A 17,530-nucleotide genomic window follows, 5' to 3' on the forward strand; every position below is an offset into this window, starting at 1 on the left:
CATGGGCCACCGACCGTCCGGCGATCCTGTGATCACCGAGCGGTGGGAGGCCACGCCCAGGCACCTATTCTGGCGGCGCCGACCCGCCCCGGCTATTCCGGGGGCGGGCCGGCACCCCTGTCTCGTCGCGTTCGCCGTCGAACCATCGGCGGCGGTCGGCGCGGAGCCGGCCGCCGGGCCAGGTGCCCGACGTCGGGTCAGCGCTTGGGGGAGGAGACCTCTTCGTGGTAATCCTCGTCGACGTTGACCTCCCACACGTCGTGGTGGGTGCCGTCGACGATGTTCTCGACGGTGAGCAGCGCGGTCAGCATCGAATGGTCCTGGTTGTTGTACCGGTGCATGCCGTTGCGCCCGACCGGGTGCACGTTCGGCGTGTTCTCGGCCAGCCAGGCCCGAATGATGTCCACGTTCTTCTTGTACTCGGTGTCATAGTACGGGTACGCCTTCGGCATCCGGACGACGTAGCCCGTCTCGACCTGGCTCGCCCGGATCAGGCCGAGTTCGACCAGTTCCCGGGTGCCGAGTGCGATGAGGTCCTCGTCCGAGCTGCTCCAGGTGTCGTCGCCCTCGAAGACGAAGTACTCCAGACCCAGGCAGGTCTTGCCGTCCTTGACGAGATACGGCGACCAGGACGCGAAGTTCTGGATGCGGCCGACCTTCACCGTGGGCGCGTGGATGTAGATCCAGTTGTCCGGGAATCCGGCGGACTCCGGCACGACCAGCGCCACGGTGAGGAAGTCGCGGTACTTCAACGCGTTCGCCGCGGCGAGCACGTGCGCCGGTGCCGGCGGGTCCATCACCTTCACCAGCGACGAGAACGACATCGACGAGATGAACTCGTCGCCGGTGTACTGGTACTCGCTGCCGAGGTCGGTGCGCGACGACTCGGGCGCACCCGCGCCCGGCCCGTACCCGCCGATGACCTCGGTGGTCAGCCCGGTGGCACGGCCGTTCTCGTGGTGGATCTTACGGACCTTCTCCTCGAAGACGACCCGCCCACCCTGCTTGACGATCTTGTCGGTGGCGGTCTCCCACATCATGCCGGGCCCGTACTTGGGGTACTGGAACTCCTCGATGAGGGACGTGATGTCCTTCTGGTTCTTCTTCGGCAGCACCGCGTTGACGATGGCGTTGAACATCGACAGGCTCTTGATGCGCTGCGCCGCCCAGTCCGAGGGCATCTCGTTGACCGGCACTCCCCAGACCTTCTCCGTGTAGGTCTTGAAGAAGGTGCGGTACAGCCGCCAGCCGAAGCGGGCGACCAGCCAGTTCTCGTAGTTGCTCTGGTCCTTCGGCGGGCGCACCCGGGCCGCGGCGTAGGAGGCGATGCAGCGCGCCGCCTCGACCACACCGAGGTTGCCCAGCGCGTTCGCCGGCTTCAACGGGTAGTCGAAGAACTTGCCGTTGTAGTAGATGCGGCTCGACCGCGGCCGCATCAGGAAGTCCTCGTCGGGGAGGATCTCGTGCCAGAGCTTCTCGACCTCGGGGACCTTCGTGAAGAAACGGTGGCCGCCGATGTCGAAACGCCAGCCGTCGCGCTGCGCGGTACGACTGATTCCACCGACGACCGAGTCACCCTCGATAATCGTCACGGGCACGTCCCGTTTCACCAGCTCCCAGCCGGCGGTCAGGCCAGCTGGCCCGGCCCCGATGACGACTACCTCTGGCTTTTCGGTCACTGTGCCGGACCTCTCCTCAACACACCTGCATGGTCACTCCCGCGCCGGCGCCGGTGCACCGGACCATGGGGGTGCCGGACCCTGGGGCCGGCTACCGGGTGAGTGTTGCACGTGTACGGCTGTGATCCACCCGCACCCCCTCGCCGTTCCAGGACAGCCAACCGTGGTACGCGAGTCGTCCGGCCCGACCCCGCACCGATCCCCCGGGACGGGGGTGGTCGGCCGCTCTGGGATCGTGCGGTGGTGAGTACGGTGCGCCGGTGCGGCGCGTGACGCCCCGTCGCGGTGCGGCGCGGGACGCGGGCCCCACCCCGGCCGTGCCCGCCGCCGGGCCGGTGACCGGCGGATCCCGTCCGGTGCTGGCCGCGGTCCTGGTCAGCTGGTGCGCGCTGGCCTGCGGGATCGCGGCCAAGGACGGTCGCTACGGCGCCTGGGCGATGGCCGCCATCGGCATCGGCGTCACCGCCGCCACCTGCGCCACCTGGTGGGCCCGCCCCCGCCCCGGCCCCCGCCCGCTCGGCGCGGACGGGTGGGGCGGGCAGCGTCTGGCGTGGGCGTTCGTCGCGCTCACCGTGGGGATCGGTCCGCTGGTGCGCCATCCCCGTTACTACGCCAGCGGAACGCTGGCCGCCGTCGCCGACATCCTCGCGGCCTGCGCCGGCCTGCTGGCCGCCGCCACCATCGCGCTGCACCTCGGCGGCCCCCGCCGGGCACCCGACGGCGATGCTCAGGCGTCGGAGAGCGAGGACGTCGTGCCGGGTGGCGGTCGGGGCGTGTCGGGCGGACGGCCACGATGGCGGCCGGTCGGGCCTGGCCGCGGCTCCACGGCGCTGTTCTGGACGGTGCTGACGGTGGCCTGCGCGGCCGGGGTGGCCACCATCCGGGCCGCCCCCACCCCGCGCATCGACGTGTTCCACCTGTTGCAGGTCTCCGCGGTCGGGCTCGTCCACGGCGCCGACCTGTACCGCCAGCAGTGGGCGCCGGACCGGGCGTCCTACGGCGTCGACGGCCTGTTCGACGTCTACCCGTACCTGCCCTGGACGTCGGTGCTGCTCGCCCCGGCCCGGCTGCTGCTCGGCGACGTCCGTTACGGCCTGCTCGCCGCGCTCGCCGTCGCGGCGATCTGCGCCCGCCGGCTGGGCACCACCACCGCCGGGGCGGTGGGGATGCTGCCGCTGCTGGTGGTGATCCTGCCGGAGTCGATGTACGCGCTGCAGCAGTCGTGGACCGAACCGCTGCTGATCGCCTGCCTGGCCGGGATGGTGCTGGCGGTGCGCCACGGGCATCTCCGGCTGGCGGTGGTCGCGTTCGCGCTGGCGCTGGCGTCCAAACAGCATGTGGCGCTGCTGGTCCCGCTCGCGGCGGCCTGGCCGGCGTTCGGGGTGCGGCGCACGGCGGTGAGCGCGGGCACGGCGCTGCTGCTGGTCGCGCCCTGGCTGCTCGCCGGCCCGGGCGACTTCGTCGACGACGCGGTGGTCACGAACCTGCGTTACAAGGTCCTCGGCCACTCGCTGTCGGTGCCGGGCTGGGCGTCCCATTTCGGTGTGACGCTCGGTTTCGGACCAGCGCTGGTCGTGCTGGTCGCGGCCTACGCGCTGGCCTGGCGGGCCCGGGGCGACGCGGTCGGGTTCTGCCTCGGCGGCGCGCTCGTCCTGCTCGGCGCGAGCCTGATGAACAAACAGACCTTCTTCAATCACTACACGTTGCCGATGGGTCTGCTCGTGCTCACCGCCGTCCTGCTCGCCACGCCCACGCCCACGCCGACCAGGGCGGCACCACGAGGTCGTCGTTGACCCGTGGTACCGCCCTGGCAGCGAGAGCGACCGGTGGGATCACCGGCCCGGCCGTCCAGCGAGATCAGCTGGTGGCGTCGGCCTGCCTGCGGGCCCGCTCGCCGTAGAGGATGGAGGGCTCGAGCCCGTCCAGCGTCGGGACGCGCAGCGCGTACAGCTCCTCGCGCCCCACCCGCTCGGCCTGGGCGACGATCTCGTGCTCGTCGTAGTGGGCGGCGAAGAACTTCCCGGAGACCGCGTCGGCCTTGCCGGAGGCGAGGAACGTGGCCATCTCCGCGGCCCGCTCCGGCGGGTACCAGCCCTTGTCCTCCAGCTCGTGGCCGGGCGGGAAGATCCAGGAGAAGTTCTCCGGCGGGTTCGCCGCGAGGCTCTCACGGATGGGCCACATCGGATCGGTCAGCTTGCTGAGCACATTGCCTGGAGTGAACGAGAAGACCGCGACGCCACGGCCTTCCAGCTCGAGCGCGAGCATTTCCGAGAAACGGATGATTCCCGTCTTGGAGACGCCGTAGGGAACCAGGTAGGGCATGCCGACCATGCCGGCGCCGCTGGCCACGTTGATGATGTGTCCGTGCCCGGCCTCGAGCATGGCCGGCAGCGCCAGACGGGTGAGGTGGATCGCGGCGATCAGGTTCAGGTTCAGACCGCGGACGATCGCCTCGGGGTCCATGTTCTCGAACCTGCCCGACGTGCCGGGGACGCCACCACCGGCGTTGTTCACCAGGATGGTCGGCGCACCGAACTCGGTCGTCGTGAAGTCCAGCAGCGCCTGGACGGAGGCCAGGTCGGTCACGTTGGCCGTGTGCGCCGCCGCCCGCCCGCCCGCCGCCCGGATGAGGGACGCCGTCTCCTCGATCTCGTCCGTGGAGCGCGCCGAGACCACGACGGCCGCGCCCTCCTCGGCGTAGCGCAGGGCGATGGCGCGTCCGATGCCACGTCCGGCACCGGTGACAACGGCCACCTCACCAGTGAGCTGACTCATGGGTCAATCACCTTTCGTCATGTGAATGCTGGTGCTGGAACCGGGGATTCCGGTTCCCGTGTGGCAGCCCGTCGAGGACGGCCGCCAGGCTTTCTCCGCCCCGTGGCGCAGGCGAATCCGGGTCAGCTGACGCCGGGCGCGCGGGGGGCGCGGAAGTCGCGCAGCAGGTACTCGTCCATGATCGCGGCGGCCATGCGGGTGCCGTCGAGGAAAAGCCCGACGTCGTCGCCGATCGTGGTGGCGTTCTGCTGCCAGGTCGTCTGGCTGACGTCGCCGCCGTAGAAACGGGACGGATCGAGAATGTCCTCGAGCGAGGCGAAGTACTCGTCGCTGATCGCGTCGAACTGCGTGGTATCGGAGAACGGGTCGTCGGAGGCCGGCTTGCCCGCCGCCGGCAGCACGCGGGCGACCACGTTACGCACGTAGTTGCGCGCCGGGTGGATGCGCAGGGACATCGGCTGGTGCACGTCGATCCAGTGCCGCACGAGCTGGTCGTGGGTCAGCGACGGCGGCCGGTAGAGCAGCGCGGTCACGGTGTGCCCCGGCAGTGGCCGGGTGGCGCTGACCTGCCGGGGGCCGTTCCATCTGACGACGGCCTCCGTCACCACACCGGTCACGTGGTCCGGCCACACGTCGTCGACGAGGGCGGCGGCGTCCGCGGTGTCCTCGCCGGCCTCGACCCACACCGACAGCGTGGCGGCGAAACGACGGGCGACGGGCTCGGTGCGACGCTGCCACCGGTCGGTCGTCGCGCGGTCCTCCAGCTGCAGGCTGATCCCGAGATAGCGCTCGGCGGGCAGTTCGCCCAGCAGACGCTGGTTGAGCTGCTCGACGTCGGCGGGGCTGAGCGAGGGGGTGTCCCCCGGCTGGTGGGCGACGAAGACGACCTTCTCCATGAAGCTCCCTTGCGATACCGGAGTGGATCTGGCGGGGATCTGGCGGGGATGGGGCTGTCCGGCCCCTAGCCGGTGCCCACCGGGTGGACCGAGGTCAACGCCGGCAGCAGGATGTGATCGACGAATCCGGCGAGGTAGCCGGGGGTGACCTGGATGCCCTCGAACAGGGCCCGGCCGGGCATCATCGCGAGGAAGGCGAGCGGGCCGAACTCGAGGGCGGCGGTGTCGGGGACGAGCTCGCCGCGCGTCACGGCCTGGTCGAGGATGTCGCGCAGGGTGTCGTAGAACGGGGAGAACAGCCGGTGGCGCAGGGCGGCGCCGAGATCCGGATCGAGATGGCTGGCGTGGGCGAGCCCGGCCAGCAGCGGGGCGTCGGTCGGGGCCACATTGCCCAGGACCTCGGTCATCACCAGCAGATCGCCGCGCAGGCTGCCGGTGTTGATCCGGGTGGGCCCCGGGTTGTCGTGGTGCAGGGCCTCGACGACCAGGTCGACCTTGCTCTGCCACTGCCGGTAGAGCGTGGCCTTGCTGACGTGGGACCGGGCGGCGATCCCGTCCATGGTCAGACCGTCGTAGCTGGACTCGATCAGGAGCGCGATCACGTTGGTGTGGATCTCACCGACCCGTTCGGCGCTGAGCCGGCGGCTGCCCGCCGGCCGGGGTCCCCTCGGCGCCGTCCCCGCGGGAGGAGGCCCATCGCCGTCATCCGCCATGGTCTCACCCCTTCGTTCCACCGACCTCCGCCTGGGAACGAAACGGTACCGTACCCAAGGTGTGGGCGAAAGGGATTCGTGGGACTACGGAGGATCGACGTCCGCGCGACCCGGTCACCCCCTCGTCACCCGAGCACCCCACCATCCAGGTCGTGTCGGGTGGGGGCGCAGGGTGGCGGGGTGCAGGGTGGCGGGGTGCGGGGCGGGCCGGGGCCGCTTCTAACGCAGGGTGGAGAAACGTTCCAGGGAGGCGCCCTCGTAGAGGTCGCGCTGGTAGACCTGCACCGTGCGGTCGCGCAGGGTGGCGAGCTGGTCGGAGAGGACCGCGCACGCGCCCTCGAGGAACCGGTAGCCGTCGGCGCGCACCAGCAGCACGGCGTGGTCGGGGCCGGCGAGCTCGTTGACCTCGGCGGCGAACGCCGTGCCGTTGGCGTGGCGCATCCGGTCGGGATAGTCGACCCAGTCGACCAGCGAGGGGCCCGAGGAGTCCGCGTAGACGATCTCGCGCACGGTCAGTGGGCCGTGTCGGCTCAGCGCCCGGTGCACCGCCGGGCCGAGCTGGTCGGGGCAGTAGGCGACGACGTCGCCGGGGCGGGCCAGCGCCACGATCCGACCGGCGATCTCCCCGGCCTGGGTGCGTTCGGTGCGGGCCAGCTGCCAGCCGCCGATCAGCCCGCTGCCCACCGCCAGTACCAGCACGATCGCCCGCACCCGAGTCCCGGGCAGCACCGCGATACCGAGCGAGGCGAGCATCAGACAGGCCGGCAGCGCGATACCGGTGTACCGCTCGGCGTAGGCACTGCCGCCGAACGCGTTCACGAAGTAGGCGAGCACCAGCGGGGCCAGCCAGATCGCCGCGAGATAGCGCCCCGGTACCCGTCCGGTGACCCGGACCGCGAGTTCGCGGCCACCCGCCGGGCGGGCGGTGAACCCGATCAGGGCCCCGCCGAGCAGCACCACGCCGAGCAGCGCCCCGGTGGACTGCGGCCCTGCCCAGTCGAACACCGTGTCCAGCAGCACCTGGGCCTGCACCTTCGGCGCCCAGGGGGTACCGGTGTGCAGCATCTGGAAGGCGAACGACGGCATCCACGGCGCGAACAGGACGGCCGAGGCCGCCATCGCCACGAACGCCCGCAGCGTCACCCGCCGGTAGTACGGCCGCCGCCGGGCCTGCAACAGCAGGAACGCCGCCACCGTGAAGATCAGCAGGAACGTCCAGTAGTGCGTGTAGACCAGCGCGGTCGTCGTGAGCGTGAGCAGGCCCAGCCGGGGCAGACTCGAACGTTCCAGCGCCCGCACGGCGGTGAACCCGAACACCAGCACCAGCAGCACGACCAGCGAGTACATCCGCGTCTCGCTGCCGTACCGGATGGCATAGGGCGAGCAGGAGAACAGCAGCAGCGTCGCGACGGCCACCCAGGTCGGCGCGTCCGACCCGGCGTTGCCCGCGCCGGAGGCGATCCGCCCGACGCGGCGCCCGCCAAGCCACGCCAGCGGCAGGGTGAGCAGCGACAGCACACCGGACAGCGCCCGCACCGCCACATCGCCGTCGCCGAACACCGCGATCCAGACGTGCAGCAGCAGGTAGTACAACGGCGGTGAACCGTCGTGGCGCAGCGCGTGCAACAGGTCCGACACGGGCAGCGACGCGATCGCCACGGTCAGCGACTCGTCCAGCCACAGATGGCTCGGTGTCGCGAACCGCAGCACCGCGCCGACGGCCACGGCGAACCCGACGGCCACCATCAGCAGCGCGTGCGCATGCCCGCGGACCAGCCCCCACAGTCCCCGCCAGGCCGGCCCGATGCCACGGGACGGTGCGACCTCGCCGGCCAGCCCGGTGCTCTGGGTCAGCTCGGTGTCCGAGGTGGGGCCGGTCCCCGGGATCGGCGAGGCCACCTTCGGCTCGGACGACGAGCCGTGGGCAGGTGGTGGGCCGCCCTCCAGGGATGCCAGCCTGCCCTCGAGAGGTCGAGGGCGCTCGGGATCGCGGGGGCCGGGCAGCAGCGCCGGTCCCGGAGCGGCCTCGCTGCTGCCCGTCGCGTCTGCATCCACGATGGGAACGCTACCCATCCTCTCGCCGCACGATCTTGCCTCCTGCCCGGGGCGTGCACGCGCCCGGGGCAGGGCGCGCCAACCGCGGCGACGTCGGCCCTCGTCGCCGCACCCTCAGCTTGTCATCCGGCGGTCACCGTACGGCCACCGGGCTGTCCCCGGGGACCCACCGTCCCAGACGGGGACACACCCCTGCCACATCGAGGGGCAACGTGGGCGACCTCTCGGTCAGCCGTTGCCGGCGGCCTCGTCCGGCGGGCTGGGCCGGCGGTAGTCGATCGAGGGCTCCAGCCCGTTCAGGGTCGGAATGCGCAGCGCGTACAGCTCCTCGCGTTCCACCCGCTCGGCCTGCGCGACGATCTCGTGCTCGTCGTAGTGGACGGAGAAGAACCGTCCGGTCGCCGCGTCCGCCCTGCCGGAGGCGAGGAACAGGCACAGCTCGGCCGAGCGCTCCGCCGGATACCAGCCCTCGTCCTCCAGGGCATGACCCGCGGGAAAGACCTTCGGGAAGTCCTCCGGCGGGTTGTTGATGAGCTCGTCGCGGTGGGGCCACATGGGTTGGGTCAGCTTGCTGAGCACATTGCCGGGTGTGATCGAGAAGACGGAGATGTTGTGTTCCCGCAGTTCCAGGGCGAGCATCTCGGAGAACCGGATGAGGCCCGTCTTCGAGACGCCGTAGGGCACCTGGTAGGCCATGCCGATCATGCCGGCGCCGCTGGCCACGTTGATGATCCGCCCGTGCCCGGCCTCGAGCATGTCGGGCAGCACGAGACGGCTGGCGTAGATCGGGGTGAGCAGGTTCAGGTTGACCCCACGCAGGATGCCTTCGGGCTCCAGCAGGCTGAACCGGCCCGACGTACCGCGGCCACCACCACCGGCGTTGTTCACCAGCACGGTGACCGGTCCGAACTCCGACCGGGCGAAGTCCAGGACGCCCCTGAGCGCCTCCAGGTCGGTCACGTCGGCCTGACGGGCCGCGGCCCGCCCGCCGGCGGCCCGGATCAGGGCGACCGTCTCCTCGATCTCCGCGATGTGGCGGGCGGTGACCACGACCGCCGCGCCCTCCTCGGCGAAGCGCAGCGCGATCGCGCGTCCGATGTTGCGGCCACCGCCGGTGACGACGGCGACCTCACCTGCGAGCTGACTCATGAGCCGATCACCCTTCTGACCTGTGTTGTCACTAACCTGTGTGGTGTCGACGGACCCGGGGATCCGCATCTCGGGAAGGCGGCGCGTCGGCGGCCAGGGCGCCGGCTACGGCCCGGCCGGTGGCGACGCCGTCGGCGACGATCCGACCAGCGCCGGCAGCAGGATGTGATCGACGAATCCGGCGAGGTAGTCGGGGGTGACCTGGACACCCTCGAACAGGGCCCGGCCGGGCATCATCGCCATGAAGACGAGCGGGCCGAACTCGAGGGCCGGGCTACCGGGTGGGATCTCGCCGCGTTCCACCGCGCGGTTGAGGATGTCGCGCAGGATGGCGTGGAACGGGGCGAACAGTCGGCGGCGTAACGCGGCACCGAGGTCCGGATCGAGGTAGCTGGCGTGCGCGAGGCTGGCCAGCAGCGGTGCGTCGGTCGGGGCGACGTCACCGAGGACCGTGGTCATCGCCAGCAGGTCGCCGTGCAGGCTGCCGGTGTCGATGCGGGCGGGCGGGGGGTTGTCGTGGCGCAGGGCCTCGGCGACCAGATCGGCCTTGCCCTGCCACTGCCGGTAGAGCGTGGCCTTGCTGACCCGGGACCGGGCGGCGATCCCGTCCATGGTCAGGCTCGCGTAACCGACCTCGATCAGCATCTCGATCACGTCGGCGTAGATCTCCCCGACCCGGTCGGCGCTCAGCCGCCGGCTGCCCGCCGGTCGCACCCGCGTCGCCGCCGCACTCCCGGGACGAGCCCCGTCACCACCGTCTGCCATGGCCTCACCCCACCGTCACCACTGTCGTCCGGGAACGAAACGGTACAGTTCCGCTGGCCGTGGGGCCACCGGCCCGGTCGGGTCGGATCGGGCTTACGCCGAAGGTCGACCCGGCGCGGGTGGCGGGGGTCAGACGGTGTCGTCGAGGTCGTCCTCGAGATCGTCCTCGGAGCCGTCCTCGAACTCACCGGCCTCGTGGCCGGCCAGCAGCGGGCCGAGTGACGTCACCCGCCGCCGTCCGCCGGAGGTGCGCACGGCGTGGCGGACGGCCGGGCCGTTGACCGCCACGATCGACAGGTGGCTCGCCGCCCGGGTCAGAGCCGTGTAGATCAGCGGGCGGGTGAGCATCCGCCCGGCCTCCGGGGGGAAGACGGCGACGACGGCCGGCCACTCGCTGCCCTGGGCCCGGTGCACCGTCACCGCCCACCCCAGGCGCAGATCAGCGAGCAGACCGACGGGAACCTCGACCGTCCCGCCGGGGAAGGCGACCCGCAGCGCGCCGCGATCGCCGAGTGCGACGACCGTGCCGATCTCACCGTTGGCGAACCCGATGTCGACGTGGTTCGCCGTGGCCACCACCCGGTCACCGATGTCGAACGCCGAGGTCGAGCCGCCGCCCCCAGCTCCGGGGCCGGACGTACCGGGATTGAGGACGCGCTTGAGGGCCGTGTTCAGCGCCGTGGTGCCGGCGGGACCGGCGTGCACGGGCGTGACGACCTGGATGTCGGTGACCGGGATGCCCAGGGCCCGCGGAATGGAGTCGGTGACGAGCTGCACCGTGCGGTGGGCGGCCTCGCCGGAGCTCTTCGCGGGTACGACGACGACCTCCCGGCCGGCGTCCGGCGCGGGCGGCGGCAGCTCACCGCCACGGACCGCGGCCGCCAGGGTCGCGATACCCCCGCCGTCCACCTGGCGGTAGAGCCGGCGCAGTTCCGTGACCGGTACCTCGCCCCGCGGATACGGGTCGTCCTGGCCGGTGTCGTCCTGGCCGGTGCCGTCCGGGCCGGCCTCGACGGGGCCGCGGGCCAGGCCGTAGTCGAGCAGGTCGGTGAGGACCTGGCCGGGGCCGATGCTCGGCAGCTGGGCGGGGTCACCGACGAACATCAGGTGGGTGCCGTCGGCGCAGGCGTCGAGCAGGGCGGCGGCGAGCTCGGCGTCGAGCATGGACGCCTCGTCCACGACCACCAGGTCGGCGTCGATCGGATTGTGTTCGCCGCGGGCGAAACCGGCGCCGCGGCCCTGGGCGCCGAGCAGGCGGTGCAGGGTGCTCGCCGGTGCGTCGCAGAGCTCCTCGAGGCGCTTGGCGGCCCGTCCCGTGGGTGCGGCGAGCGCCACCTCGGCGCCGGCCGCCTCGGCCAGCCGGACCACGGCCGCGACGGTGCGGCTCTTGCCGGTGCCCGGGCCGCCGGTGAGCACGCTCACTCCCGACTCCAGCGCCGCGTGGGCGGCGCGCAGCTGCACCTCGTCCAGCCCGTGCACGGCGTCGTCGGCGTCCCTGGCCGCGCCGGAACCGCCGCCGGCCGCGCCCACCTGATCGTCCGCACTGGCGTCGAGACCCGCGGCGTCGCCGTCGGTGTCCTCGTCATCGGCGGTGTCGCTGGTGTCCTCGGTGTCGTCGTCGAAGCTCAGCTCGGTCGCCGGCGGCGGGACGGGGACGGCCGGGGTCACCGCGTCGTCGTCGGTGGAGTCGGGCCGGCGGCGGGCGCGTGGCTGGTCGGCGCGCAGGGGCTCGGCGGTGGCGATGAGGCGTTCGATGCCGTCGGCGATCAACTGTTCGGCCATCGCATAGCGCTCGAGCGCGATGCGGTCGCCGACAGCGAGGATGCGTCCGTCCTCGAAGGCGGCGGCCAGGGCGATCCGCGGGTCGGCGACGCCCTCCCGGGCGGCGGCGGCGAGCACCGGCTCGACGGGGGCGGCGGTGTCCCCGGAGCGGGCGGCGGCCCGGCTGAGCAGGTAGGCGAGCACCGCCGGGCCGCGCAGCGGATCGTCGCGGTGGCGGCCACGTAGCCGGGCGAAGCGGTCGGCCTGGGTGATCTCGGCGTCCGCGCTGAGCAGCGCCCACGGGTCGGCCCGCAGGTCGTCGGCGGCGGTGGGGCCGAGCCGTTCGACGGCGGCGCGGGCCAGCCGCGCCGGCAGGTTCGCCCCGACGAGCAGCTCGACGACGGCGTAGGTGGCCGCGGTGGAACGGAAGCTGTCGACCAGTCGGCGGGCCCGTGGGCCGGAGACACCCTCCACCTGGCCGAGGCGTCCGACGTCGACATGGTCGGGCAGGCTGATGCCGGCGGCGGCCAGCCGGGCGCCGGTGGTGCGGCCCAGACCCGGCCACAGGCCGGCGTCGTGGAAGGCGGCGAACACCGCGTGCGGATCGGTGCTCTGCTCGTCGCCGGGCGGGGCCGGGGCCACGGCGGTGCTGCTCGGGTACGCGTCGGGCATGCCGGGAAGCGTAACCACGGATCGTCCGGCACCGGTCGATGCCCACTCGGTAGCGTGAGCGCAACCTCCGGCGAAAGGGACGACGCGTGACCACGGTTCTGCTGGTCCGGCACGGCCTGACCGCCGTCACCGGCAAACTCCTGCTGGGTTGGACGCCGGGCGTGGGCCTGGACGAGCGCGGCGCCGCGCAGGCCGCGGCGGTGGGGACACGGCTGTCCCCGGTGCCGCTGGCGGCGATCGTGTCCAGCCCGCTGGACCGCTGCCACCAGACCGCGCAGGCCATCGCCACGCGCCGCCCCGACGAGCCGGCGACCCCCGGCGGGCGGCAGGAGGTCACCGTCGACGAACGTTTCGGTGAGGTCCACTACGGCGACTGGACCGGTCGGGAGCTCAGCGACCTGGTCAAGGAACCGCTGTGGAAGGTGGTGCAGAGCCATCCCAGCGCCGTGGTGTTCCCCGGCCCCGAGGGGGAGGCGCTGCGGGACACGCAGTCGCGCGGGGTCGCCGCGGTCCGGGAGTGGAACGAGCGTCTCGGCCCGGACGCCACCTGGCTGCTGTGCTCGCACGGCGACGTCATCCGCACCATCGTCGCGGACGCCCTCGGTATCCACCTCGATCTCTACCACCGGATCACCATCGACCCGTGCTCCCTGACGGTGATCCGCTACGGGGAGCGGCTGCCGCTGGTGCGCCGCCTCAACGACGTCGGCGGCGACGTCACCGACCTGCTCCCCCCACCCCCCGCCGCGGCCACGGACGGTGCGGCCACGGATGGCGGTGCGGCCACGGATGGCGGTGCGGGTGGCGGCGGTGGTGCGTCCCGCGGGACGTCGACGTCCGAGGGGGCGGGTGGGCCGGGCACGTCCGAGGGGGGTGACGGGCATCCGGTCAGGGCGGACGAGGTGGACCCGGACGCGGTGATCGGCGGCGGAGCGGGCGCGTGGGTTCCGCCGCCCGCATAGAGAGCTGGCTCACATCGTCCGGTCGGGGACAGTCCGGGTACCGGCCGGACAGACTGGGCTGATGGGCGATACCGCGGTGGGTCCGACCGACCTCGGGCCGGGGCGACGCCAACCCCTCGACCCGCTCGACTGCGGCGGTCTCGAACTCGACGGCGCCCTCGACCTGCTGGCCGCGGGCGAACTCACCGTGACCGGGCGGATGACCGACGCCAGCAACGCCACCCTGTACTGCGAGATCGCCGCCGGGGAGAGCTCCGGTCGCTGCGTCTACAAGCCGATCCGCGGCGAACGCGCCCTGTGGGACTTCCCCGACGGCACCCTGGCCGCCCGCGAGCTCGCCGCCTACGAGGTGTCCGCGGCGCTCGGCCTCGGCATCGTGCCACCGACGATCATGCGGGACGGCCCGTTCGGCCCGGGCATGCTCCAGCTGTGGATCGACACCGACGTCACCGTCGACCTCGTCGCCCTCACCCGCTCGGACGACCCGCAGCTGCGCCGCATCGCCCTGTTCGACGCGGTGATCAACAACGCCGACCGCAAGGGCGGCCACCTGCTGCCCGCGCCGTCCGGGCGTGTCCACGGCATCGATCACGGCGTGACGTTCCACGCCGAGGGCAAGCTGCGCACCCTGCTGTGGACGTGGCGTGGCCGGCGCCTGTCCGCCGAGGAGACGGCGCTGCTGCGCGGCCTCGCGGAACTGCTCACCGGGGACCTCGGGCGCCGCCTCGAACCGTTGCTGACCGTCACCGAGCTCACCGCGCTGGACGCCCGACTGGACGGTCTGCTGGACACCGGTCGCTTCCCGCTGCCCTCCGGTGACTGGCCTCCCATCCCCTGGCCGCCGTTCTGACCTCCCGGCGCGGCATGTTTGCGCAGGTCGATTACGTCGCGGTTACCCGTCTTGCCGCCGCCGGACCCACCGTTCGCGGTTACGCTGACACGCATGCAGGCGTGGCCATCTCCCCCGGTACGTCCCCTTCCCGGCCGTGGCGGGCCGTTGAGGATCCTTGATACCGCCTCCGGTCGGATCCGCCCCCTGGCGCCGGGGCCCACCGCGCATCTCTACGTCTGCGGCATCACGCCCTATGACGCGACGCATCTCGGCCACGCCTTCACCTACCTGACCTACGACCTGGCCCAGCGGGTGCTGCGCGACGCCGGCCACGACGTCCGATATGTGCAGAACGTCACCGACGTGGACGATCCCCTGCTCGAGCGCGCCGAGCGGGACGGGATCGACTGGCGTGATCTCGCCAGCCGTGAGATCGCCCTGTTCCGCGAGGACATGGCCGTCCTGCGCATCCTCGCACCGGACGCCTACATCGGGGTCGTCGAGGCCATCGAGCTGATCGTCACGATGGTCGCCGAACTGGTCGAGCTGGGAGCCGCCTACCAGGTGGACGACGACGTGTACTTCTCCGTCGCCGCCGCCACCGGGTTCGGGGAGGTCTCCCGGCTGTCCCGCCCGCAGATGCTCGCCCTGTGCGCCGAACGCGGCGGTGACCCCGACCGTGCCGGCAAGAAGGACCCGCTCGACCCGCTGTTGTGGCGGGCGCACCGTCCCGGCGAGCCGTCGTGGCCCTCACCGTTCGGCCCCGGCCGGCCCGGCTGGCACATCGAGTGCGCCGCCATCGCCCGCCACCACCTCGGCGGCGTCGTCGACCTCCAGGGCGGCGGTGCCGACCTGACCTTCCCGCACCACGAGTGCAGCGCCGCCCACGCCGAGGTCGCGGCCGGTGCCCGTCCGTTCGCCCGCAGCTACGTGCACACCGCCCTGGTCAGCCTGGACGGCCACAAGATGTCGAAATCGCGGGGCAACCTGGAGTTCGTCTCCCGTCTGCGACGCGAGGGCGCGGACCCGGCCGCCGTCCGGCTGGCGCTGCTCGACCACCAGCACACCAGCGAGTGGGAATGGACCCCCGCCTGTCTGAGCGCGGCCACGGCCCGCCTGACGCGCTGGCGGGCCGCCGTGGCCCTGCCCGCCGGCCCGGACGCCACGGGCGTGCTCGCCGCCGTCCGTGCGCGGCTCGCCGACGACCTGGACGCCCCCGGTGCCCTCGCCGCCGTCGACGCCTGGGCGGACGCCGCGCTGGCCGACGGGCGGCCCGCGTCCGGGGTGCTTGCCGAAATGAGTCGTTTTGGCGGTGACACCGCAGGTGGGGTCTCGCGCGCTTGGCCTTCTGGTGACATGACGGGCGTGGGAGGGGAGGCGCCCGCACTGGTCTCCCGGCTGGTTGACACACTGCTTGGTGTAGACCTTGAACCCGTCCCACCTACAGGGAGCTGATGGATGGGGTCGCACCACCGCGGTACCGGGCCCGGATCCGCCGACGAACGGCCCTCCTTCGACGAGGTCGCCCACGGCTACGACCCGCGTCAGGTGGATGACTACCTCCTTACGTTGTGGCGTTACGCCAGCTCGGTGACCTCGCGTGCCGCGGCCGCCGAGAGCGCCCTGCGCCACGAACGGGAGCGTCAGGCCACGGCGAGCGCCGGTGGCCCGGGCGCTGCTGGTTCGGCTGCTGCTGGTTCGGATACTCCCTCCGCCGGCAGCCGCATCGGTCAGATGCTCGCGATCGCCCAGCGCGAGGCCGAGGACATCATCGAAGGCGCCCGCCGGATCGCCGAGTCGACCCTCGAAGAGGTCATCGAGGACGCCGGCGCCAACCACCCGATCGTCCGCGAGGCCCGCGAACAGGCCGAGAAGCTGCTGCTCGACGCGGTCGAGGAAAGCCGCCAGATCGCCCACACCCGCCACCTCGAACTCCAGGAGCAGATCGCCCGGGCCGCGGCCACCCTGGACGTGCTGCGCCACCAGCAGGGCGAGATCATCGGCGCGGTCCTGCGGCTGCGTGCCGTCCTGGGTTCCGACGAGGTCGACCGAGCCGTCACCGACCTCGCCCGCGCCGGCTCCGCCGCCCCGTCCGCCGCGCCCCCTGGCAGCGTCGACGGCAGTGCCGCCGGTTCCGGCCCGACCTTCGGGGCCGCCGGCGGTCCGTCCTCGTTCGGCCCCACCGCCTCCGCCGGTGACTCGGCATCCGCCAGCACCTCGACGTCGGGTGGCGACCCGGGCTTCGGCGACACCTCGACGCTCGGTGACGACCCAGGGTTCGGTGGCACCGCGACATTCGGTTCCGCCGGGTCCGACCCGTCGGCGTACGGCTCGTCGCCGGGCGGGCCGGTGGATTCCGGGGCCGGAACTGCCCAGGCATCGGCGGCCTCCGGTGCGCCGGGGTCGTGGCCCGGGGCTTACACGTCCTCGGCCGACGGGGCGCCGGCATCGGGGCGGCTGGGTGGCAGCCAGCCCCAGGCAACGTTCGGCCCGTCCGGTGCGGCCACCAGCGGCCCGGGCGGCCGCCGGTTCGGTACGGGCCCTGCCGGTCATGGTCCCGCCGGTCATGGTCCCGCCACCGGCGGGTGGGTGGCGTCCACGGCGACGGCGCCGAACGGGGCCACATCCGCCGGCACCGCCGGATCGGCGGGCGCGGCGTCGGCCGGCTACGCCACGGCGGGGACAGCGACGGTCGGCGACGGCTTCGCCGGCTCCACGGAGGGCTCGGCACGGCCCTTCGTCCCACGAACCCAGGGGACGGCCACGGCAACCTCGGCGGGCACATCCGCCTGGGCGACCGCCGGTTTCGGCCGTCGCGCGCCGGGACGCCACCGGCTCACCGACCCAGCCGCCGCCGACCCAGCCGGCCCCACCGATCCGGGCTCCAGCGACCCCGGCCACGCCGATGCCCGCTACGGCGACGCCCCTTACGGCGACACCCGCTATGGCGAGGCCACCTACACCGACGCCCGCTACGGCGATCCTGGCCACTCCGACGCTGGCTATCCCGATCCCGGCTCGACCGATGCCCGCTACGGCGAGGTCGGATACACCGCCGCCGGTCACGCCAACCCCGGCCAGACCAGTTCCGGCTACCCAGACACCGCACGGGTCGGCGGGGCCGACCCGTCGACCGGGTCCACCGCGCGTCCGGGCGGCAGCGCGACGACCGGCGTCCGCTACCGTCGCGGTGTCGACGAGGAGATCATCGACGCGGAGATCGTCGACGAATAGCGGTCACGGCCGGGCCGCCGGCCCGACGGTCGCCGGC

13 protein-coding genes are annotated in these 17,530 nt (G+C 72.7%); 5 read left to right on the forward strand and 8 right to left on the reverse strand.

What is annotated here, in order from left to right; all coding sequences use genetic code 11:
• Positions 1 to 197 precede the first annotated feature (197 nt).
• Positions 198 to 1,679 carry an NAD(P)/FAD-dependent oxidoreductase gene (locus MXD61_RS25390; protein WP_248815941.1) on the reverse strand — a complete coding sequence of 494 codons (1,482 nt, stop codon included), beginning with the start codon at positions 1,677 to 1,679 and terminating at the stop codon, positions 198 to 200.
• Between the two features lie 260 nt (positions 1,680 to 1,939).
• Here MXD61_RS25390 and MXD61_RS25395 point away from each other — a divergent pair, with 260 nt between their 5' ends.
• Positions 1,940 to 3,472: a glycosyltransferase gene (locus MXD61_RS25395; RefSeq protein WP_308222849.1), complete on the forward strand. Its 1,533-nt coding sequence runs from the start codon at positions 1,940 to 1,942 to the stop codon at positions 3,470 to 3,472.
• Positions 3,473 to 3,536: 64 nt separating this feature from the next.
• Here the strand turns inward: MXD61_RS25395 and MXD61_RS25400 are convergent, their stop codons facing one another.
• The 7 genes from MXD61_RS25400 to MXD61_RS25430 all read right to left on the reverse strand — a co-directional run bounded on the left by MXD61_RS25400 (position 3,537) and on the right by MXD61_RS25430 (position 12,465).
• Positions 3,537 to 4,454, reverse strand: coding sequence for an SDR family NAD(P)-dependent oxidoreductase (locus MXD61_RS25400; RefSeq protein ID WP_248815942.1), 918 nt, complete (start codon positions 4,452 to 4,454; stop codon positions 3,537 to 3,539).
• A 122-nt stretch (positions 4,455 to 4,576) separates the two neighbouring features.
• Entirely contained in the window at positions 4,577 to 5,350 is a 774-nt protein-coding gene (locus tag MXD61_RS25405; protein ID WP_248815943.1) for an EthD domain-containing protein, read from the reverse strand.
• 65 nt (positions 5,351 to 5,415) lie between these two features.
• Positions 5,416 to 6,063 (reverse strand): TetR/AcrR family transcriptional regulator, encoded by a 648-nt coding sequence (locus MXD61_RS25410; protein ID WP_248815944.1) that lies wholly within the window; start codon positions 6,061 to 6,063, stop codon positions 5,416 to 5,418.
• A gap of 219 nt (positions 6,064 to 6,282) precedes the next feature.
• The gene (locus MXD61_RS25415; RefSeq protein WP_374629561.1) at positions 6,283 to 8,121 is read right to left on the reverse strand and encodes a hypothetical protein; all 1,839 of its coding nucleotides are present in this window, start codon (positions 8,119 to 8,121) and stop codon (positions 6,283 to 6,285) included.
• Positions 8,122 to 8,346: 225 nt separating this feature from the next.
• Positions 8,347 to 9,267, reverse strand: coding sequence for an SDR family NAD(P)-dependent oxidoreductase (locus MXD61_RS25420; protein WP_248815946.1), 921 nt, complete (start codon positions 9,265 to 9,267; stop codon positions 8,347 to 8,349).
• 105 nt (positions 9,268 to 9,372) lie between these two features.
• Positions 9,373 to 10,032 carry a TetR/AcrR family transcriptional regulator gene (locus tag MXD61_RS25425; RefSeq protein WP_248815947.1) on the reverse strand — a complete coding sequence of 220 codons (660 nt, stop codon included), beginning with the start codon at positions 10,030 to 10,032 and terminating at the stop codon, positions 9,373 to 9,375.
• 129 nt (positions 10,033 to 10,161) lie between these two features.
• Positions 10,162 to 12,465 carry an ATP-dependent RecD-like DNA helicase gene (locus MXD61_RS25430; RefSeq protein ID WP_248815948.1) on the reverse strand — a complete coding sequence of 768 codons (2,304 nt, stop codon included), beginning with the start codon at positions 12,463 to 12,465 and terminating at the stop codon, positions 10,162 to 10,164.
• A gap of 86 nt (positions 12,466 to 12,551) precedes the next feature.
• On the opposite strand from MXD61_RS25430, the gene MXD61_RS25435 reads away from it, so the two are divergent.
• The 4 genes from MXD61_RS25435 (at position 12,552) to MXD61_RS25450 (ending at position 17,493) form a co-directional block, all read left to right on the forward strand.
• Positions 12,552 to 13,427: an MSMEG_4193 family putative phosphomutase gene (locus tag MXD61_RS25435; RefSeq protein ID WP_248815949.1), complete on the forward strand. Its 876-nt coding sequence runs from the start codon at positions 12,552 to 12,554 to the stop codon at positions 13,425 to 13,427.
• 61 nt (positions 13,428 to 13,488) lie between these two features.
• On the forward strand, positions 13,489 to 14,277 hold the full coding sequence (locus MXD61_RS25440; protein WP_248815950.1) for an SCO1664 family protein: 789 nt from the start codon (positions 13,489 to 13,491) through the stop codon (positions 14,275 to 14,277).
• A gap of 93 nt (positions 14,278 to 14,370) precedes the next feature.
• Positions 14,371 to 15,714 (forward strand): cysteine--1-D-myo-inosityl 2-amino-2-deoxy-alpha-D-glucopyranoside ligase, encoded by a 1,344-nt coding sequence (gene mshC / locus MXD61_RS25445; RefSeq protein ID WP_248815951.1) that lies wholly within the window; start codon positions 14,371 to 14,373, stop codon positions 15,712 to 15,714.
• A gap of 3 nt (positions 15,715 to 15,717) precedes the next feature.
• On the forward strand, positions 15,718 to 17,493 hold the full coding sequence (locus MXD61_RS25450; protein WP_248815952.1) for a hypothetical protein: 1,776 nt from the start codon (positions 15,718 to 15,720) through the stop codon (positions 17,491 to 17,493).
• The last annotated feature ends 37 nt before the right edge of the window (positions 17,494 to 17,530 follow it).

It is taken from the genome of Frankia sp. AgPm24 (assembly GCF_023243055.1).
GTDB classification, from domain to species: Bacteria; Actinomycetota; Actinomycetes; order Frankiales; family Frankiaceae; genus Frankia; species Frankia umida.